Annotated in this window: 10 protein-coding genes; 8 read left to right on the top strand and 2 right to left on the bottom strand. The window is 73.0% G+C overall.

Annotation, left to right across the window (positions count from 1 at the left end; translation table 11 throughout):
* The first annotated feature begins 52 nt into the window (after positions 1–52).
* From OG219_RS42610 to OG219_RS42575, 8 genes are all read left to right on the top strand, one after another.
* Positions 53–7,126: a type I polyketide synthase gene (locus tag OG219_RS42610; RefSeq protein WP_266835865.1), complete on the top strand. Its 7,074-nt coding sequence runs from the start codon at positions 53–55 to the stop codon at positions 7,124–7,126.
* Between the two features lie 5 nt (positions 7,127–7,131).
* Positions 7,132–11,628, top strand: a complete 4,497-nt coding sequence (locus OG219_RS42605) for a beta-ketoacyl synthase N-terminal-like domain-containing protein (protein WP_266835864.1) — start codon at positions 7,132–7,134, stop codon at positions 11,626–11,628.
* Positions 11,618–11,947, top strand: a complete 330-nt coding sequence (locus OG219_RS42600) for an acyl carrier protein (RefSeq protein WP_266835863.1) — start codon at positions 11,618–11,620, stop codon at positions 11,945–11,947. The genes OG219_RS42605 and OG219_RS42600 overlap by 11 nt, the downstream gene beginning before the upstream one ends.
* 2 nt (positions 11,948–11,949) lie before the next feature.
* On the top strand, positions 11,950–12,747 hold the full coding sequence (locus OG219_RS42595) for an alpha/beta fold hydrolase (protein ID WP_266835862.1): 798 nt from the start codon (positions 11,950–11,952) through the stop codon (positions 12,745–12,747).
* Positions 12,748–13,941 carry a glycosyltransferase gene (locus tag OG219_RS42590; protein ID WP_266835861.1) on the top strand — a complete coding sequence of 398 codons (1,194 nt, stop codon included), beginning with the start codon at positions 12,748–12,750 and terminating at the stop codon, positions 13,939–13,941.
* Positions 13,938–15,746 carry an ABC transporter ATP-binding protein gene (locus tag OG219_RS42585; RefSeq protein WP_266835860.1) on the top strand — a complete coding sequence of 603 codons (1,809 nt, stop codon included), beginning with the start codon at positions 13,938–13,940 and terminating at the stop codon, positions 15,744–15,746. The genes OG219_RS42590 and OG219_RS42585 overlap by 4 nt, the downstream gene beginning before the upstream one ends.
* 94 nt (positions 15,747–15,840) lie before the next feature.
* A complete protein-coding gene (locus OG219_RS42580) occupies positions 15,841–16,878 on the top strand; it encodes an LLM class flavin-dependent oxidoreductase (RefSeq protein WP_266835859.1) in 1,038 nt (345 codons plus the stop codon).
* Between the two features lie 40 nt (positions 16,879–16,918).
* Positions 16,919–19,273, top strand: a complete 2,355-nt coding sequence (locus OG219_RS42575) for an excinuclease ABC subunit UvrA (RefSeq protein ID WP_266835858.1) — start codon at positions 16,919–16,921, stop codon at positions 19,271–19,273.
* Here the strand turns inward: OG219_RS42575 and OG219_RS42570 are convergent.
* Together OG219_RS42570 and OG219_RS42565 are read right to left on the bottom strand one after the other, a co-directional pair.
* Positions 19,261–20,292: a 1-acyl-sn-glycerol-3-phosphate acyltransferase gene (locus OG219_RS42570; protein ID WP_266835857.1), complete on the bottom strand. Its 1,032-nt coding sequence runs from the start codon at positions 20,290–20,292 to the stop codon at positions 19,261–19,263. The two genes, OG219_RS42575 and OG219_RS42570, sit on opposite strands and share 13 nt — an antisense overlap.
* Positions 20,292–21,062: a GNAT family N-acetyltransferase gene (locus OG219_RS42565; protein WP_266835856.1), complete on the bottom strand. Its 771-nt coding sequence runs from the start codon at positions 21,060–21,062 to the stop codon at positions 20,292–20,294. The genes OG219_RS42570 and OG219_RS42565 overlap by 1 nt, the downstream gene beginning before the upstream one ends.
* Positions 21,063–21,076: the final 14 nt, after the last annotated feature.

Genomic DNA, 21,076 nt, shown 5'->3' with positions numbered 1-21,076 from the left:
GCCGAATTTTGATACTTCCGGGCTGTTTGCCGTAGAAGACATCGTCATCGCCGTGAACCCGTTCGCCGTCCCGTCGGCACGGCTCACCGCGGCCGCCGTACGGGCCGGTGGTCTGGGGGTGCTCGACCTCACCTCGGGTGGGCGCCGTGCCGCGGCTCAACTCGCGCTCGCCGAGGAGTGGTCGGCCGCCGGATTCGGCGTACGTGTGGCTGACAACGATGCCTTTCCCGCGCGGGATCTCCCCGCCTGCGTGCACACGGTCCTGCTGACCACCGACGCCGCGTGCACGCCCGCCGACTTCCCCGGCCGCCGCGTGCTCGTCGAGGTGACCGGCCGTGAACAGGCTCTGCGGGCCGCGTCGGCCGGGGCTCACGGACTGATCGCCCGGGGCCACGAGGCCGGCGGTCCCGTGGGCGAACTGAGCACCTTCGTACTGGTGCAACAGCTGCTCGCCGACGCGGAGTTCCACCTGCCGGTCTGGGCCTGCGGCGGTGCCGGACCGCACACCGCGGCGGCCGTCGTCGCCGGTGGCGGCGCCGGTGTCGTGCTCGACACCCAGCTCGCGCTGCTCACCGAGACCGAGGCCGAACTGCCCGCCGGGACCACCGCACTGCTCGCCGGGCTGGACGGCTCCGAGACCACCGTGGAGGACGGCCGACGCGTCGTACGGCGCCGCAGACCCGGCGCCGTCCCGGCCGAGGACGGCTCCCCGGCCCCCGAGATCGGCCAGGACGGTTTCCTCGCGGCCCGCTTCCAGGAACAGTGGGGCACCGTCCACGCGGCGGTACGCGGAGTATGCGACGCGGTACTCGACACCCTCAAGAACGCGGGCCCCGCTCTCGCCCCAGGTGGCGCGGGCAGCCGCGCTCTCGGAACCCGACTGCCGGTCGCCCAGGGGCCGATGACCCGCGTGAGCGACCAGGCCGCGTTCGCCGCCGAGGTGAGCGGCGCGGGCGCGCTGCCCTTCATCGCCCTCGCGCTCTCCGGCGCCGACCAGACCCGCGCCATCCTTGAGGAGACCCGGGACGCGCTGGGCGACAGGCCGTGGGGTGTCGGCGTCCTCGGATTCGCCGACGAGGAGATCAAGGCCGCCCAGTTGGAGGTCGTACGGGAGATCCGCCCCTCGCACGCGATCATCGCGGGCGGCCGTCCCGCGCAGGCCGCCGCGCTGGAGGAAGTGGGCATCTCAACGTTCCTGCACGTGCCCTCCCCCGGTCTGCTGAAGCAGTTCTTGGAGGCGGGCGCACGCAAGTTCATCTTCGAGGGCGCCGAATGCGGCGGCCATGTCGGCCCGCGCAACAGCTTCCCGCTGTGGGAGGCGCAGCTCGGCGTGCTCGACGACTTCCTCACAGGGGCGAAGAAGGGCACGGCCGCCGAGCTGCAACTGCTGTTCGCCGGCGGCGTGCACGACGAGCGGTCCGCCGCCATGGTCACCGCCCTCGCCGCGCCGCTCAGCGCGCGGGGTGCCGCAGTGGGCGTGCTGATGGGCACGGCGTACCTGTTCACCGAGGAGGCCGTGACCGCGGGCGCGGTGCTGCCCCTGTTCCAGCGGCAGGTGATCGACGCCGAGCGCACCGATCTCCTGGAGACCGCTCCGGGACACGCCACCCGCTGCGTGCGCAGCCCGTTCACCGACGAGTTCGCCGCCGTCAAGGAGGAGCTGGCCACCCGCGAGATACCCGGCCGCGAGGCCTGGGAGCAGTTGGAACAGCTCAACGTCGGGCGGCTGCGGCTGGCCAGCAAGGGCATCGAGCGGACCGACGGCGGGTTGAGTGCGGTAGGCGAGGAACGGCAGCTCGCCGAGGGCATGTTCATGGCCGGCGAGGTCGCCGTGCTGCGCTCGGAGGTCACCACCGTCGCCGCGCTGCACACCGCGGTCACCACCGGCGCGGCGCACTTCCTCACGGCACGGCTGCGCAGCCTGGGCATCGAGGAACCGGCCGCCCCGCCCGCCCCCGAGCCGCTGGACATCGCCATCGTCGGCATGGCCTGCATGTTCCCCGGCGCCCCCGACCTCGCCACCTTCTGGGCGAACGTCCTCGCCGGAGGGGACGCGGTCACCGAAATACCCGCGACCCGCTGGGACGCGGACCTGTACCACGACCCGGACGGCGCGGGCGAGAAGACGCCGTCCCGCTGGGGCGGATTCCTCCCCGAGATCCCCTTCGAGCCGCTGCGGTACGGGATTCCGCCCGCCTCCCTGCCCGCCATCGAGCCCGTGCAGCTGCTGGCCCTCGAAGCCGCCCGCCGTGCTCTGGAGGACTCCGGCTACGGAAGCCGGGCCTTCGACCGGGCCCGCGCATCCGTCGTGTTCGGCGCGGAGGCCGGCAGCGACCTGTCGAACGCCATGACGCTGCGTTCCGTACTGCCGTCCTACCTCGGAAGCCTGCCGCCCGCGCTCGACGAGCAGCTGCCGCGCCTGACCGAGGACTCCTTCCCCGGCATCCTGGCCAACGTCATCTCCGGCCGGATCGCCAACCGCCTCGACCTCGGCGGCGCCAACTACACCGTCGACGCGGCCTGCGCCTCCTCCCTCACCGCGGTCGACGTGGCGTGCAAGGAACTGGTGAGCGGGACCAGCGACCTGGTGCTGTGCGGCGGCGCCGATCTGCACAACGGCATCAACGACTACCTGCTCTTCGCCTCCGCCCACGCCCTCTCGCCCTCCGGCCGTTCGGCCCCCTTCGACAGCGCGGCCGACGGCATCGCGCTCGGCGAGGGCGTCGGCTGTGTCGTGCTCAAGCGGCTCGCGGACGCCGAGCGGGACGGCGACCGGGTGTACGCGGTCATCAAGGGCGTCGGCAGCGCCAGCGACGGCCGGGCGCTCGGCCTCACCGCGCCCCGTCCTGAGGGCCAGTACAACGCGCTGGCCCGGGCCTACCGCAACGCCGGTGTCTCCCCCGCCGAGGTGGGCCTCGTCGAGGCGCACGGCACCGGAACCGTCGTCGGCGACCGCACCGAACTCGGCTCCCTCACCCGGGTGTTCGAGGACGCCGGTGCGCTGCCCGGCAGTTGCGCGCTCGGCTCGGTCAAGTCGCAGATCGGGCACACCAAGTGCGCCGCCGGACTCGCCGGGCTCATCAAGACCTCGCTCGCCCTGCACACCGGCGTCAAGCCGCCGACCCTGCACCTCACCGAGCCGAACCCGGCCTGGGACGCGCAGAGCAGCCCGTTCGCCTTCCACACCGAGGCCCGCCCCTGGGCGGCGGCTCCGGCCGAACGGTTCGCGGGAGTCAGCGCCTTCGGCTTCGGCGGCACCAACTTCCATGTCGTGCTGCGCGCTTACGAGGACGGTCCGCCACCCGTCACCTCGGCCCAGCAGTGGCCTGCCGAGCTGTTCACCTTCCGGGGCACGGACTGCGCCACGGCCGTACGTGCCGTCGCCGACCTGCTCGCGCTCGTGGAGGCCGATCCCGGCCCGTACGAGCCATGGCGGCTGCGGGACTTCGCACTCGCCGCGTCCCGGCGCGCCGAATCCGTCGCCGCTCGTGGCGCGCGGACCTGGATCGCACTCGTGGCCGGTTCGACCGAGGAACTGACGGCGCTGCTGCGCCGTGCCGTGGCGGGTGAACATGCCCCGAAGGAGGGCCTGTTCGCGGCCGACGACACCGAACCCGGCGATCTGGCGCTGCTCTTCCCCGGACAGGGCAGCCAGCGGCCCGGGATGTTCGCCGAGTTGTTCGTGGCCTTCCCCGAACTCCAGCGCCATCTGCGGCTCGACGAGGAGACGGCCCGCATACTCTTCCCGCCGACCGCCTTCGACGACAAGAGCCGCAAGGAGCAGCAGGAGCGGATCACCGACACCACCGTCGCGCAGCCCGCCCTCGGCCTCACCGCACTCGCCGCGCACCAGCTCCTCACGCGGGCCGGTGTGCGTCCCGCGATGGCAGCGGGACACAGCTACGGAGAGCTGGCCGCCCTCGCCGCAGCGGGCGCCTTCGCACCCGACGCACTACTGCAGGCCAGCCGCGACCGGGCCGCCGCGATCCTGGGCGCGACCGGCGACGGCGACCCTGGCACCATGGCCGCCGTCGCCGGGGGCGAGCCGGAGGTCGCGGCGGCGCTCGCGGAGGCGGGACTCGCGGGATCGGTGGTGACGGCGAACCGCAACTCGCCTCGCCAGACGGTGATTTCGGGCCCCACGGAAGACGTACTCACCGCCGTGGAGCGCTTGCGGGCCAAGGGGCTGAGCGCGAAGCGGATCCCGGTGGCCTGCGCGTTCCACAGCCCGCTGGTCGCCGCGGCGGGCGAGACGTTCGCCGAGGTGCTCGCCGGCGTCCCGGTCGGCGCCACCGACTTCCCCGTGTGGTCGAACCGCACGGCCGAGCGCTACCCCGAGACCCCCGACACGATCCGGGCCGAACTGGCCGCCCAGATCGGCGCACCGGTCCGGTTCGCCGACCAGATCGAGGCCATGTACGAGGCCGGGGCCAGGCTCTTCGTCGAGGCCGGCCCCGGCTCGGTGCTGACACGGCTGGTGGGCAAGGTGCTCGGCGACCGGCCGCACCGGACGGTCGCGCTGGAGGACGGCCCGCGCACCGGGCTGACCGGATTCCTCGGCGCGCTCGCCCAACTGGCCGTCGCCGGCGCGGACATCAGGACCGCCTGGCTCTTCCAGGGCCGGGACGCGATCGCGGCCGACGCCCGCGCTCCGCGCCGCAAACGCGCCGCCTGGACCGTCGACGGCCATCTGCTCCGCACGGCGGACGGCACGCTCCCCGCCACCGCTCTCCATCCCGCCCAGCGTGTCCCGGAGGCCCTGGTGACCCACAGCACGTCAGCCGCACCGGTGGCCGCCACCGGATCCGAGGCCCTGATCAGCGAGTTCCTGCGGACCAGCCGGGAGATGATCGCCGCTCAGCGGGATGTGATGCTGGGGTATCTGGGGGCGGATCCTTCGGTGCACCCCGCGGCTGCGGCCCCGGTCACGTACACGGAGGCTCCCGTCGCGGTCACCGCGCTCCCCGCCGTCCCGGCACCACGGCCTGCCTCGGAGCAGATGACGGTCGCGACGGCGGTGCCCGCCGGTGGCTCGGTGCTGTCGGTCGTACTCGACGTGATCGGTGAGCGGACGGGCTATCCCGTCGACATGATCGAACCCGACCTCGACCTGGAAGCAGACCTCAGCGTCGACTCCATCAAACGAGCCGAAATCGCCGGGGAGTTGGCGGGACGATTGGGCCTGACCGCCACGAGCGACACCGACATCGAGGAACTGGCCAAGGCACGCACCGCCGCCGCCATCACCGCGCTGGTCGAGCGGGTCACCGGGCCCGGATCGGCTCCCGCCCCGGCTCCGGCTGACTCGGCCGCCGCCGGCGCCGTACCGACCGCCGAGTCCGTCCTGGCGCTGGTGCTCGAAGTGATCGGCGAACGCACCGGCTACCCGGTCGACATGATCGAACCCGACCTCGACCTGGAAGCCGACCTCAGCGTCGACTCCATCAAACGGGCTGAGATCGCCGGGGAGTTGGCGGGGAGACTGGGTCTGACCGCGACGGGTGATACCGACGTGGAGGAGCTCGCGAAGGCGCGTACCGCTGCGGGTATCGCCGCGCTGGTGACGGGCGTTCGGGGTGAAACGGCCGGGACGGCCGGGGCCCTGGCCACTGGTGGCGGAACGACATCCCGTGCGGCGGCCGGCGCCGGTGCGGCAACCGAGCCTCAGGCCCAGGAATCCGCCCCCGTCGTCGCAGCCCCCAAGCGTCTCGTCATGCAGGAGTTCGACCTCGCCCCGGCAGCCCCCGCGCCCACCGACGGCGAACTGACCGGCCGCACCTTCCTGGTGCTCGGCGACGGTCCGGTGGCCGAAGCCCTGGCCGCCCGCCTCTCCACGCTCGGAGCCGAGACGCTGACCGCCGACGAGCCCCCGGCCGACCGGACCTTCGACGGACTCGTCCACGTCGTCGCACCGGATGCCCCGCCCGTCCTGCCGGCCGTCTTCCCCGCGTACCAGCATGTTCTGGCGGGCAACCCGCGCTGGGTGCTGGCCGCCGGTGTCTCGGCCGGGCTCCGTGGCTTCTTCCGGTCGATCGCACGCGAGTACCCCGACACGGTCGCCCGGGTCGTCGAGCACTCCCTGGGCACCGCGCCCGAGGACATCGCCGCCGATCTCGTCGCCGAACTCGCCGCGCCCGACCGCGAACCGGTCGTCCTGCGCTCCCCCGGCACCCGGCGCGGACTGCGCATGGCCGAGGAGGGCCTGGGCCTGCTCGGCAGCACGGGCGCGGGCCCGGCCGGCGACGGTGCCGCCGAGGCCGCCGCGCTCGGCCTCGACCCGGAGTCCGTCGTGCTCCTGGTGGGCGGCGCACGCGGGATCACCGCCCGCTTCGCCGCCACCCTCGCCGGGGCGAGCCGCTGCCGGATCGAGCTGTTCGGCCGTACCGCCCTGCCCGAGGGCGAGGAGGACCCCGCTCTCGCGGCCGCGGGCACCGCGGGCGAACTGCGGGCCGCGCTCATCGCGGGCGGGCTGCGGGTGCCGGCCGAGATCGAGCGGGCGATCGGCCGGGTCCAGGCCGAACGCGAGGTACGCGGCACCCTGCGCAAGCTCGCCGGGCTCGGCTCCCAGGTGCGGTACCGCACCGTCGACGCGCTGGACGGCGACGCCGTACGCCGGGCGGTGAAGGAGATCCACGCCGAGCACGGCAGGCTCGACGGCGTCGTGTACGCGGCGGGTGTGATCGAGGACAAGCTGATCGCGGAGAAGAGCCCGGAGTCGTACGACCGGGTGTTCCGTACGAAGGTGGACGGTGCGCTCGAACTGCTCGACGCGGTGGGTGAGTTGCCGGACGGACCCCGGTTCGCGGTGCTGTTCGGCAGCATCGCGGCCACCCTCGGCAACCGCGGCCAGTCCGACTACGCCGCCGCCAACGACGCCCTGGAGACCCTCGGTACCCGCTGGGCGCGCGCGGGCGCCGACCGCCGCGGGCTCACCGTCCACTGGGGCCCGTGGGCGCCGACGGGCGACGACAACCACGGCATGGTCTCGCCCGAGCTGATGCGGCACTACGCGGGTCGCGGCATCCAGCTCATCGACCCCGACGAGGGCACGATGAGCCTGCTGCGCGAACTGGCCTGGGGTCCCGAGGGCGACACCGCCGTCGTCTACACCGCCTCCGGCTGGTGACACACGTGACAGGAACGCGCGCCGAGCCCATCGCCATCGTCGGTATGTCGGTGCTCTTCCCCGGCGCCCCCGACCTCGCCACGTACTGGCAGAACCTGGTCTCCGGCGTGGACGCCATCACCGAGGTGCCGCCGGGCCGTTGGGACGCCGACGATCACTACGCACCCGGCGCCGAGCCCCGCGCGGACCGGGTCTACTGCCGGCGCGGCGGCTTCGTGGACGAGCTGGCCGAGGTGGACGTCACCGAGTTCGGCATCATGCCGGCCGCGGTGCCGGCCACCGAGCCCGACCAGCTCATCGCGCTGAAGGTGGCCGCGCAGGCCATCGCCGACGCGGGTGGCGCGGACCGGCTGCCCGCCGACCGGCACCGGGTCGGCGTGGTGCTCGGCCGGGGCGGCTATCTGACCCCCGGTCTGGTCAGGCTCGACCAGCGGGTCCGCACCGCGAGCCAGCTCGTACGGACCCTCGGCGAGCTGCTGCCCGACCTGGGCTCCGACCAACTGGAGGCGGTACGGCAGGCGTTCACCGACCGGCTCGGGCCGGAGGCGCCTGAGTCCTCGATCGGGCTTGTGCCGAACCTCGCCGCGTCGCGGCTGGCCGGCCGGCTCGACCTGCGCGGTCCCGCGTACACCGTGGACGCCGCCTGCGCCTCCTCGCTCATCGCCGTCGACCACGCGGTGCGCGAACTCGCCAGTGGGCGTTGCGACTTGATGCTCGCGGGCGGGGTGCACCACTGCCACGACATCACCTTCTGGAGTGTGTTCAGCCAGCTCGGGGCGCTCTCGCCGAGCGAGCGCATCCGGCCGTTCCACAAGGGTGCGGACGGGGTGCTGATCGGTGAGGGCACCGGCGTCGTCGTCCTCAAGCGCCTCGCCGACGCCGAGCGGGACGGCGACCGGATCTACGCCGCGATCACCGGGACCGGCGTGGCCTCCGACGGACGTACGACCAGTCTGATGGCCCCCGACTCGGGCGGCCAGGTCCGCGCGGTCCGGCAGGCCTGGGAGGCCGCCGGGCTCGACCCCGCCGCGCCCGGCTCGATCGGGCTCCTGGAGGCGCACGGCACCGCCACCCCGGCCGGTGACGGCACCGAACTCACCACGCTGGCCGAGGTGTTCGGGCCGCCACCAGAGGAAGCCACCGCGGACCGGCCCGCCGCCGTCATCGGCTCGGTGAAGTCGATGATCGGCCACACCATGCCCGCCGCGGGCGTCGCCGGGCTCGTCAAGGCCGCGCTCGCCGTCCACCACGGGGTGCTGCCGCCGACGTTGCACTGCGACGACCCGCATCCGGCGCTGGCCCGGACCCGGTTCACCCCGATCGGCACCGCCCGCCCCTGGCACACCGACGTCCGGCAGCCCGTACGCCGCGCCGCCGTGAACGCCTTCGGGTTCGGCGGCATCAACGCGCATGTGGTGCTCGAACAGGTCGCGGCCAGGGCAAAGGTGGAGGTGTACGAGCCTGAGCGGGTGCTCCGGCTGACCGCGCCGACGACCGAGGCGATGGCCGCACTCCTCGACCGCGACGACGCGACGCTCCTCGCCGTCGGTCTCGACGAGCGGGCGGCCACGACGGGCGCGGACCCGGTGCGGCTCGCCGTCGTCGGGCCCACGGCGAAGCGGCTGGCACTGGCCCGGAAGGCGGTCGCGAAGGGCAAGGGCTGGCGAGGACGCAACGACGTGTGGTTCGTGCCGCGCCCGCTCCTTGGCCCCGGCGGCGGGAAGCTCGCGTTCGTCTTCCCCGGCCTGGAGGCCGAGTTCACCCCCAACTCCACGGATGTCGCACGGCACTTCGGACTGCCCGACGTCGCCGACGCCACCGTGGGTGACGTGGGCCGACAGGGCACCGGCGTTTTCGAACTCGGCCGGCTCCTGGATGCCACGCTGCGGCGGCTCGGTGTCGTACCGGACGCGCTCGCCGGACACAGTCTCGGCGAGTGGACGGCGATGGCCGCCGCCGGGATCCACGCACCGGACGAGGTCGACGCCTTCCTCGCCGGTTTCGACCCCGACGCGCTGAGCGTTCCCGGCCTTGCCTTCGCCGCGATCGGCGCGCCCGCGGAGCAGGTGCTGCGGGAACTGTCCGGCCGCGGCGACGTGGTGCTCTCGCACGACAACTCCCCCAACCAGTCGATGATCTGCGGCCCGGAGCCCGCCGTCGGAGAACTCGTCGACCTGTTCCGGTCCCGGGCGGTGATCTCGCAGATCCTGCCGTTCCGCTCCGGCTTCCACACGCCGATGCTGGAGCCGTATCTCGATCCGATCAGGAAGGCGGCGGAGGCCTACTCCCTGCACCCGGCGCGGCTGCCGCTCTGGTCCGCGACGACCATCGCCCCGTACCCCGCCGAACCCGCCGCGATCCGCGCCCTGTTCACCCGCCATCTACTCGAACCGGTCCGCTTCCGACCGCTGGTCGACACCATGTACGCGGCGGGCTTCCGCGCCTTCGTCCAGCTCGGCGCCGGACAGCTCGGCTCGCTCATTGCCGACACACTCCACGGGCGCGAGCACCTCGTCGTCCCCGCGCACTCGCCCCATCGGGCGGGGCTTCCCCAACTGCACCGAGTGGCAAGCGCGTTGTGGGCGGACGGAGCGGCGCCGGAGCTCGCGCCGCTGCTGGGCATCCCTGAGACCGCGGCTCCTGTGGTGCGGCGCCGTCCGATCAAGCTGGACCTCGGGAGCGCGACGGTCTCCCTGGACGCAAAGACGCGCAGCCAGGTGGGCGCCGCGCTGACCCGGCACCGTACGCCCGACCCGGAAGCGAGCCTGAACACGGCCGAACTCGGCGAACAGGGCGCACTGGGAGCGGAGTTGTCCGCTCTGCTGCGTGACGCGACCGCACTCGCCTCGGACGTGGTGACGGCGAGCCGCCTCAGGCGTCGCCCGGGCCCGCCGAGCATCACCGCCTCGCGAACCCCCACCGAACCGGATACGCGGCCCCGTCCACTCCGCCCCCTGGAAGCCACCCTCCAGGTCTCCGTCGACACCATGCCGTACCTCCTGGACCACTGCTTCTTCAAGCAGCCCGCCCAGGCCGAACCGGCCGACAGCTGGCCCGTCGTCCCCGGCACCACGGTGATCGCCCACCTCATGGACTTCGCGGAGCGGGCCGCACCCGGTCGGCACGCGGTGGCCGTCCACGACGTAGGGCTGCATCAGTGGGTGACCGCCACTCCGGCGGTCGAGATCCCGGTACGGATCGTGCCCGAGGGCCCGGACCACCCGGACCGGGTCACCGCCTCGCTCGGCTCACACGCGCGGGCCGTCGTCGAACTCGCCGCCGAACACGGGCAGTTCGCGCCGGCCGCTCCCTGGACCTTCCCCGCCGCGCTGGAGCGGAAGCCCGACCTGACCGCGGCGGAGCTGTACACCCGCCGCTGGATGTTCCACGGCCCGCGGTTCCAGGGCGTGAGCGAGCTGACGGCGATCGGGGACCGGCATGTGCGTGGCGTTCTCGTCACCCCGCCGGCGCCGGGCGCGCTGCTCGACAACGTGGGGCAGCTGCTCGGCTACTGGATCATGTCCAGTCTCCCGGTCCGCACCACCGTGTTCCCCGTCGGTATGAAGGAGATCCGCTTCCACGGACCGCAGCCCGCCCCCGGCGAACCGCTGGAATGCCTGATCAAGATCACGTCCGTCACCGACGCCATGCTCGAAGCGGATATGCAACTGGTCCAACGGGGGCGGGTGTGGGCGGAGTTCACCGGCTGGCAGGACCGGCGCTTCGACAGCAATCCGCGTATCCGCGCGATGGACCGGGAGCCCGAACTGCACACCCTGTCCCTGATGCAGCCCGGCGGCTGGGCGCTGGTCCACGAGGAGTGGCCCGATCTGGCCACCCGTGAACTGATCATGCGGAACATCCTGGCGGGCGAGGAGCGCGAACAGTACGCGGCGCACGCCCCCCGCGGCCGACGGCAGTGGCTGCTCGGGCGGATCGCCGTCAAGGACACGGTGCGCCATCTGATGTGGGACGGCGGTGCGGGTCCGGTCTTCCCCGCCGAGGTGCGGGTGGGCAACGACCCGGCGGGCCGCCCCTTCGTCACCGGCGGCTACGGCAGGACCCTGCCCGCGCTGCACGTCTCCCTCGCCCACCGCGGCGAGACCGCCGTGGCGATGGCCAGGACCGACGGGCCCTGCGGCATCGACATCGAGGAGATCACCGACCGCCCCGAGGGCACGCTCGCCGTCGCCCTCACCCCGCGCGAACGCGAACTGCTCCGCGCGCTCACGGGAGAGACCGCCGAAACGCTCTGGTTCACCCGGTTCTGGGCCGCCAAGGAAGCCGTCGCGAAGGCGCGCGGCACCGGACTCGGCGGCGAGCCAAAGCAGTTCGAGATCACCGCGGCCGACGGCACCCTGCTGACCGTCCGTGCCGCGGGCGAGGAGTACCGCGTCCGGCACTGTGAGCTGACCGCCCCCCAGCCGTCCGGCCACCCCGGCAAGGAGTACGTCGTGGCCTGGACGGCCGTCAACGATCAGGAGAACGAAGATGACCACTGAACTCGAAGGCGCCGCACCCCGGTCGGCCCCGGACGAGGCGACCGTACTCGCGGAGATCTCGGCCATCCTGCGCACGGTCCTGGAGGAGTACGGGCTCGACGACTCCGAGATCGGCCTGGAGACGTCGTTCCACGACGACCTGGAGCTGGAGAGCATCGACCTCGTCACGCTCTCGGCGCAGCTGCGCGAGTACTACGGCGAGCGCGTCAACTTCGCCGCGTTCATAGCCGACCGCGGCCTTGAGGAGATCATCGCGCTGACCGTCGGCGACCTCGTCGGCTACGTGGTGGGCTCGCTCGCCGTCGCGGAGGTGGGCTGACCGTGGCGACGATCCGGGTGAACGGACTCGACGTCCACGTCCAGCGCCTCGGCCACACCGGTGACGCGCCGCGCCCCGTCGTCGTCCTCATCCACGGCCTGCTCATCGACAGCCTCGCCAGCTACTACTTCAGCCTGGCCCCGCGGCTCGCCGAGGAGGGCATGGACGTCGTCATGTACGACCTGCGCGGGCACGGCAAGACCTCCCGGCCGCCGACCGGCTACCTCATGGAGGACTTCGTCACCGACCTCGACGAACTGCTCGACGCGCTGGCGGTCGACCGTCCGGTGCACCTGGTCGGCAACTCCTTCGGCTGTGCCGTCGCGTACGCCATGGCAGCCGCGCACCCCGAGCGGGTCGCCAGTGTCGTCGCCATCGAGGGCGAACCGCCGGCGCGGTCCTGGCAGGAGAGCATGTACGCGGGCCTGGTGGAGGGCGACCTGGTGATCGAGCGGGTCACCGAGTGGCTGCGGGAGAACCCGGGCGAGCGCAACACCCGGCCGTTCCGGGCGGCCGGAAAGATGCTCGACGAGACCACCGTCGCCCAGGAGATCCCGCAGAGCCGCCTCATCGACGAGGACCTGTCCGCGATCCGCTGCCCCGTCTTCGCCCTCTTCGGCGGCGCGTCGGTGCTCGCCGCACAGGCCGGCCCGCTGGAAGCCCGGCTGGCGGACTGCCACACGGTCGTCCTGCCCGACCGGGGCCACTCCGTCATGGTGGAGGCCACCAAGGAGACGTACGACCTGGTGCGCGACTGGCTGTTCGGCCAGGAGACGCGCGCCCTGCGGGAGGCCCGCTAGATGGGCAGATTCCTGTTCGTGGTGCCTCCGCTCGTCGGGCACGTCAACCCGGCGGTGGGCACCGCGGCGACCCTCGCGGCCCGCGGGCACGACATCGCCTGGGCCGGGCACCCCGAGCTCGTCCGGAGCCTCGCGGGCCCCGACGCCGTCGTCTTCCCGTGCGGGCTGCCCGAGGGCGCGCCGTCCCGGCCCGCCGAGCTCAAGGGCCCTGCCGCCTTCCAGTTCCTCTGGGAGAGCTTCCTGATACCGCTCGCGGACGCGATGGCGCCCGGGGGGCGCGCGGCGATCGAGGCGTACGGTCCCGATCTCGTCGTCACCGACCAGCAGGCGGTGGCGGGCGCGCTGATCGCCGAGTCCCTCGGGCTGACCTGGGTGACCTCGGCCACCACCTCCGCCGAACTGGTCGACCCGCTGGCCGGCATGCCCAAGGTCGCGGCCTGGCTGGACGGACTGCTGGCGGAACTGCGCGGACGGATCGCGGGCGGCGCGGGCGAGTCCGATCCCCGTTTCTCGCCGCACGGTGTGCTCGCGTACACCACGCGCGCACTGCTCGGTCCGGCCGAACTCCCGGACCGGGTCTGGCTGGTGGGCCCGTCCGTGGCCGCCCGCCCGGCGCGTCCCGACGACTTTCCGTGGGCCTGGCTGGACGCGTCCGCGCTGCCCACCGTCCTCGTCAGCCTGGGCACCGCCAACACGGACGCGGGAGCCCGCTTCCTCAACACGGCCGTCGCGGCGCTCGCCGGGATGGCGGACCGGGTGCGCGCCGTGCTCGTCGATCCCGGCGGGGTCGTCGAAGGCCCGGTCGCCGAGAACATCCTCGTACGCCCACACGTGCCTCAACTCGCCCTGCTGGAACGGCTCGACGCCGTCGTCTGCCACGCGGGCCACAACACCGTCTGCGAGGCGCTGTGGCACGGCGTCCCCCTCGTCGTCGCCCCCATCCGGGACGACCAGCCGATCGTGGCCGCTCAGGTCGTCGAGGCGGGCGCCGGGGTGCGGCTGCGCTTCGGGCGGGCCGACGCGGCGAAGATCGCTGCCGCGGTCGAGGCCGTGCTCGATCCGGCGGGCGGGTACCGCAAGGCGGCCGAGGCGATCGGGGAGTCCTTCCGGGCGGCGGGCGGCAGCACGGCCGCCGCGACCCGGCTCGAAACCGTACCGGCCGTGTCGGCCTCGACCGGAGTACGAGGCGCATGACCGAGAACAGCACGGCCGCCGCCCGACCGAGCACGCCCGTCTCCCAACCAGACGCCCCCGTCGGCACGTTGGCCGCCCTGATCGGCTACGCCAGGCCGCATTGGCGGGTGTTGCTCCTCTCACTCGTCCTCACTCTCCTATCCAGCGTCGCGGGCCTGGTCCAGCCGAAGTTCGCCCAGGCGATCCTGGACCGCCTCGACAAGGGCGCCGATGTGTCCGCACCGGTCGCACTGCTCGCCGCCTTCCTGGCGGCCGGCGCCCTGCTCACCGGGGTCAACGCCTGGCTCCAGCAGAGGACTTCGGAGCGGGTGGTCCGTCAGGTCAGGACGGGCCTGGTGCACCGGCTGATCCGGCTGCGGGTCTCCGAGCTCGACCAGCGGGCGCCCGGCGACCTCATCGCCCGCGTCACCTCCGACAGCACGCTGCTCAAGAGCGCCGCCACCGAGGGCCTCATCATGACCGTCAACGGCGTACTGACCTTCGCCGGGACCCTGATCATGATGGCGACGCTGGACGCCCGTCTCCTGGGCATCACCATGCTGGTCCTGGCCCTGGTGGGCATCGTGATCACGATGATCCTGCCCCGGATCAAGGCGGCGGTGGCCCGTTCCCAGACGTCCGTCGGCGCGGTCGGCGCCGTTCTCGACCGCACCCTCGGCGCGGCCCGCACGGTCAAGGCCAACGGCGCCGAGGGCCGCGAGACGCGTGCCGCCGAGGCTGCGGTCGACGAGGCGTACGCGGCCGGGCTCGTCGGCGCCCGCTACAGCGCCCTGGTCGCCATGGTCGGCGGCGCCTCCATCCAGACCGCGTTCCTCGTGGTGCTCGGTGTCGGCGGCGCCTTCGTCGCGAACGGCACCATGTCCGTCTCCGAGCTGATCGCCTTCCTGCTGTACGTGTTCTTCCTGGCGATCCCGGTCTCCCAGCTCGTCGGCGGCGCCGCCCAGCTCCAGCAGGGACTGGGCGCGGTGGGCAGGATCCAGGAGGCCGCCGGACTGCCGGTCGAGGACGACATCGACTCCCCGGCCGTCTCCGGCTCCCCGGCCGCCACCGTCTCCGGCCCACCCCCGGACATCGAGCTGACCGGGGTCGAGTTCACCTACCCCGGCCGCGCCCCCGCCCTGCGGGGCGTGAGCTTCACCGTCCCCGGCGGCACCCAGACCGCGCTGGTCGGCCTGTCCGGCGCGGGCAAGACAACCCTCTTCTCCCTCCTCCAGCGCTTCTACGAGCCGACCGCCGGCACCATCAGGATCGGCGGCCAGGACATCTCCACCCTTCCCCGGGGCGAGGTGCGACGCCGTATCGCGTACGTCGAGCAGGACTCCCCGGTGATGGCCGGCACCTTCCGCGAGAACCTGCTGTACGCCGCGCCCTCGGCCACCGCCGAGCAGCTGGCCGAGGCCCTGGCGGTCACCCGCCTCGACGGCCTGGTCGCCCGCCTGCCCATGGGCCTGGACACGGCGGTGGGCCCGCGCGGCGTCACGCTGTCCGGCGGTGAGCGGCAGCGCCTCGCCATCGCCCGCGCCCTGCTGCGCCGCCCTGAGGTGCTGCTGCTCGACGAGGCGACGGCCCAGCTCGACGCCCGCAACGAGCAGGCACTGAGCGAACTGATCGGCCGCACCGCCGGACGGTGCACGGTCCTCCTGATCGCGCACCGGCTGTCCACGGTGACCGAGGCCGACCAGATCGTGGTCCTGGAACACGGCGACGTCCGCGCGATCGGCACCCACCACTCCCTCGTCGACGACGACGAGCTCTACCGGGAACTCGCGTCGACGCAGCTCCTGGCAGCCGAGCCCCGGCCCTGACCGCCGCGGGACCGGGGACGGGACCGGGGAAGCACCGGAGGAGATCCGTGGTTGACGGTGGAGACGACAGCGACCGATCTCCACCGGAGCACCCATGCCGAGCCCGCACCAGCAGGCCCCCTCACCGGGGCCCCACGCCGAAGCCGTCCGCTTCTCCGTGCTCGACCGCTCCCGTACCCGCGAGGGCCACGACGCTCCCGAGGCTCTGCGCGACACCGTGCGGCTGGCCCAGGACCTGGAGGCGCTCGGCTACCACCGCCTCTGGGTGTCGGAACACCACGGCGTCCCCGGAGTCGCCGGGTCCGCGCCGACCGTGCTGGCCGCCGCGGTCGCCGCCGCCACCCGCAGGATCCGGGTCGGCACCGGCGGTGTGATGCTGCCGAACCACCAACCGCTGGTCGTGGCCGAGCAGTTCGGAGTCCTGGAGTCCTTGTTCCCCGGCCGGATCGACATGGGACTCGGCCGTTCCGTCGGCTTCACGGACGGCGTGCGCAAGGCGCTCGGCCGGGACAAGGACGACGCCGATGACTTCGCGGCGCAGCTCGCCGAACTGCTCGGCTGGTTCCGCGGGACGTCGTCGACCGGGGCGCACGCCCGCCCCTCCGAAGGCCTGACCGTGCCGCCCTTCGTCCTCGCCATGGGAGAGGGCGCCACGATCGCGGCGCGGGCAGGCCTGCCCATGGTCATCGGCGACCTCCGGAACCGGGACAGGATGCGGCGCGGTATCGATCACTACCGCGAGACGTTCCGCCCCTCCGTCTGGGCCCGGGAGCCGTACGTCGTCATCTCCGGCACGGTCGCGGTGGCCGCGACCCCGGAGGACGCCCGCCGCCTGCTCCTCCCCGAGGCCTGGTCGATGGCGTACTCCCGCACCCACGGCACGTTCCCGCCGCTGCCGCCCGCCGAGCGCGTCGAGGGCCTCACCATGACCACCAAGGAGCGGGGCTTCTACGAGTCCGGCCTGACCGGGCACATCGCGGGCACCGAGGAGCAGGTCGCCCATGAACTGGAGACGGTGATCAAGGAGACCGGCGCGCAGGAGGTGCTGGTCACGACCAGTACGTACGACCGGGACGCCCTCCTGGACTCCTACCGGAGGCTCGCCCGGGTCGCGGGACTCGCCTCGACCTAGAATCGTGGGGTTTGCCGCAACGCTCACGGGAGTCCCGCCGATGTCCACACCGAACGGCCTTCACGACTCCTACGTCCGCGTCCGGGGCGCCCGCGAGCACAACCTCCAGGGCGTGGACGTCGACATCCCGCGCGACGTCCTGGCGGTCTTCACGGGCGTCTCCGGCTCCGGCAAGTCCTCGCTGGCCTTCGGGACGATCTACGCGGAGGCCCAGCGCCGGTACTTCGAGTCGGTCGCCCCGTACGCCCGCCGCCTGATCCACCAGGTCGGAGCGCCGAAGGTCGGGGACATCACCGGTCTGCCGCCCGCGGTCTCGCTCCAGCAGCGCCGCTCGGCGCCCACCTCACGCTCGTCCGTCGGCACGGTCACCAACCTCTCCAACTCCCTGCGGATGCTGTTCTCGCGCGCGGGCGACTACCCGGACGGTGCGGAACACCTCGACTCGGACGCCTTCTCGCCGAACACTGCGGCCGGTGCGTGCCCGGAGTGCCACGGACTCGGTCGAGTCCACCGTACGACCGAGGAGTCGCTGGTCCCGGATCCCTCGCTGTCGATCCGTGAGGGCGCGATCGCCGCGTGGCCGGGCGCCTGGCAGGGCAAGAACCTGCGCGATGTCCTGGACACGCTGGGGCACGACGTGGACCTGCCGTGGCGCGAACTGCCCGCCGAGGAACGGGAGTGGATCCTGTTCACGGACGAGCAGCCGGTCGTCACCGTGCATCCGGTACGGGACGCGGGACGGATCCAACGCCCCTACCAGGGCACGTACATGAGCGCCCGACGCTATGTCATGAAGACGTTCTCCGATTCGAAGAGCCAGACCTTGCGGGCCAGGGCCGAGCGCTTCCTCACCAGCGAGCCCTGCCCGGTGTGCGGTGGCAGCCGGCTGCGTCCCGAGGCGCTGGCCGTGACGTTCGCCGGGCGGACGATCGCCGAACTGGCCGCGCTTCCGCTGACCGAGCTGGCCAGGTCACTCACGGCCGACTCCGAACCCGCCCACGTCCTCACCGAGGATCTGAAGGCCCGTATCGCGCCCGTCCTCGAACTCGGCCTCGGCTATCTCAGTCTCGACCGCGCCACCCCCACCCTCTCCGCGGGCGAGCTGCAACGGCTGCGGCTGGCAACGCAGTTGCGGTCCGGTCTCTTCGGAGTCGTGTATGTCCTCGACGAGCCGTCCGCCGGGCTGCACCCGGCGGACACGGAGGCCCTCCTCACGGTCCTGGACCGGCTGAAGTCGGCCGGCAACTCGGTGTTCGTCGTGGAGCACCATCTCGATGTCGTCCGCGGCGCCGACTGGATCGTCGACGTGGGCCCGCACGCGGGCGAGCACGGCGGACAGGTGCTGCACAGCGGTCCGGTGGCCGGTCTGGCCGAGGTCGAGGAGTCGGCGACCGCCCGTTTCCTCTTCGACCGCTCACCCGCGCCGGTGCGTGAAGTGCGGGCGCCGCGCGGCCAGTTGAAGGTCGGTCCGGTCACCCGGCACAACCTGCGCGGGGTCACGGCCGAGTTCCCGCTCGGTGTGTTCACCGCGGTCACCGGTGTGTCCGGCTCCGGCAAGTCCACGCTCATCGGCGAGGTGACGGAGGATCTGGCGGGCGTCGGCCGGCTCGTGTCCGTCGACCAGAAGCCCATCGGCCGTACCCCGCGCTCGAATCTGGCGACGTACACGGGTCTCTTCGACGTCGTACGCAAGGTGTTCGCCGCGACGGAGGAGTCGCAGAGGCGTGGTTACGGTGTGGGGCGCTTCTCCTTCAATGTCGCGGGCGGGCGCTGCGAGACCTGCCAGGGCGAGGGGTTCGTCAGCGTGGAGCTGCTCTTCCTGCCGAGCACGTACACGCCGTGCCCGGACTGCGGCGGGGCGCGCTACAACCCCGAGACGCTCGAAGTGACGTATCGCGGACGGAACATCGGCCAGGTGTTGGACCTGACGGTGGAGGCCGCGGCGGAGTTCTTCGCGGACACGGACACGCCCGCCGTCGCGCGCAGCCTGGCCACGCTCCTCGATGTCGGGCTCGGCTATCTGCGACTGGGCCAGCCCGCGACCGAGTTGTCGGGCGGCGAGGCCCAACGGATCAAGCTGGCCAGCGAGTTGCAGCGGGTGCGCCGTGGTCACACGCTCTATCTCCTCGACGAGCCGACGAGCGGGCTGCATCCGGCCGATGTCGAGGTGCTGCTGCGCCAGTTGCACGGTCTGGTCGACGCGGGCCACACCGTCGTGGTCGTCGAACACGACATGGCGGTGGTCGCGGGCGCGGACTGGGTGATCGATCTGGGTCCGGGTGGTGGTGACGCGGGCGGCCGGATCGTCGCGGCGGGGCCGCCGGCCGAGGTGGCACGGGCGGAGGGGAGCACGACGGCTCCCTATCTCGCCCGCGCGCTGCCTCAGGCCCCGTAAGGGTGTGCGTGCGGGCCCGGTGACCGCAGCCCTCCTTGCGCGGCGTGGGCCAGGTCGCGGCGGTCGGCGTGGTCGCCCGGTGCGAGTACGGGCCGCACGTCCAGCTCCGCGACCAGGGAGCGGGCCGACACGACCCGCCACACCGAGGTGAGCAGGGAATCGCTTCCGACGAACGCGGGCGCGGTGCTCGCCGCTCCCCCGTCCTGCCGGTAGTGGATGCGTACCGGCTGGACCGGCACGCCGGCGTCGAGGGCGGCCTGGAAGACGGCCCGGCGGAAGTACCCCTGTGCCCGTCCGCACCATGTGCTGCCCTCTGGGAACACCACCATCGTGGACCCGTCGCGGAGGGTGTCCGCGATCCGCGCGACCGTCTGCGGCAGTGCGCGCAGCCGGTCGCGTTCGATGAACAGCGCGCCGCTGCTCGCGGTCAGCGCGCCTGCCACTGGCCACTGCCGGATCTCGGCCTTGGCGATCATGCGGCCGGGACGGACGGCGGCGAGCAGCGGGATGTCCATCCAGGAGATGTGGTTGGCGACCACCAGCAGGCCGCCGGCGGGCGGGGCGGCGCCGGTGATCCGCAGGCGCACGCCCGCGGCACGCACGATGGTCCGGCACCACGTCCTGATGAGGCGGTCGCGCGGCGCGGCCGGAATCCGTCCGACGACCGGGATCAGCACGATCCCGAAGGCGAGCACGAACAGGAGGGTGGCCAGCCGCAGTACGGCGCGCGGCACGCCGGCCATGGACCCCGTGGACTCCAGGCAGAGGCGCGGGGTGCACGGTGCGCTGGGCAGCCAGGCGCTGGTGGACGTCTGGACGGGCCGGAACGCGACCGGCCGCACGCCGACGCGGCGCGGCGACGGCACCTTTGTGGTGGCGGTCGGGAAGGACGCCGTGGCGACACCCGGGTTGACGAGCGCCGCCGTGTCGCGGCGAGGGCGCAGTATCACGCCCACGCGGGACGCGCGGATGACCCCGTTGCGAGTGGCGCCCAGGACGCCGGTGCGGGAGGCGTTCATCAGGCCGGTACGAGCGAGAGGAAGTGCCGCAGATAGCGCAGGTTGACGTTGCGCATCGACAGCAGCACGTACAGGTCGGCGACGCCGAAGTCGGCGTCGTGCGCGGGCTCCGCGCACACCCAGGCGCCGAGCCGCAGATAGCCGCGCAGCAGCGGGGGGAGCTCCGTGCGCGCGGGACGGGCGATGCCCTCGGCGCTCCAGGGCAGCAGCGGCCGTACGCGGTACTCCTCGGGCGCCAGGTGCTTGGCCTGGACGCGGTCCCAGGTGCCCGCGGCGAGCGCGCCGCCGTCGGCGAGCGGGATGGAGCAGCAGCCCGCCAGCCACTCGTGGCCGCCCTCGACCATGTAGCGCGCTATCCCGGCCCAGATGAGACCGATGACGGCGCCGTCGCGGTGGTCGGGGTGCACGCAGGAGCGGCCGACCTCGACGAGCCCGGAGCGGATTCCGGCCAGCGGGCCGAGGTCGAACTCGTTCTCCGAGTACAGGCGTCCGGCGACCGCGGCCCGCTCGGGCGGCAGCAGCCGGTAGGTTCCGACGACCTGACCGGTCACCGTGTCACGGACCATGAGGTGATCGCAGTACGCGTCGAAGGCGTCGATGTCGAGACCCGGCTGGGGGGTGGTCAGCAGGGCGCCCATCTCTCCCGCGAACACGTCGTGGCGCAGTCGCTGTGCGGCGCGGACGTCGTCCTCGTCGCGGGCGAGGGTCACGGTGTAGCGGGTGGGGGCGGTCGACAGTGGGGGGCTGTCGAGGGTGGAAACGCCGGTCATGGCACTCTCCTGGT

Origin of the sequence: Streptomyces sp. NBC_00038 (assembly GCF_026343635.1) — a bacterium.
In the GTDB taxonomy this organism is placed as follows: Bacteria; Actinomycetota; Actinomycetes; order Streptomycetales; family Streptomycetaceae; genus Streptomyces.
The sequence above is the reverse complement of the archived record's forward strand: the minus strand, read 5'-3'. Positions and strand labels throughout refer to the sequence as shown.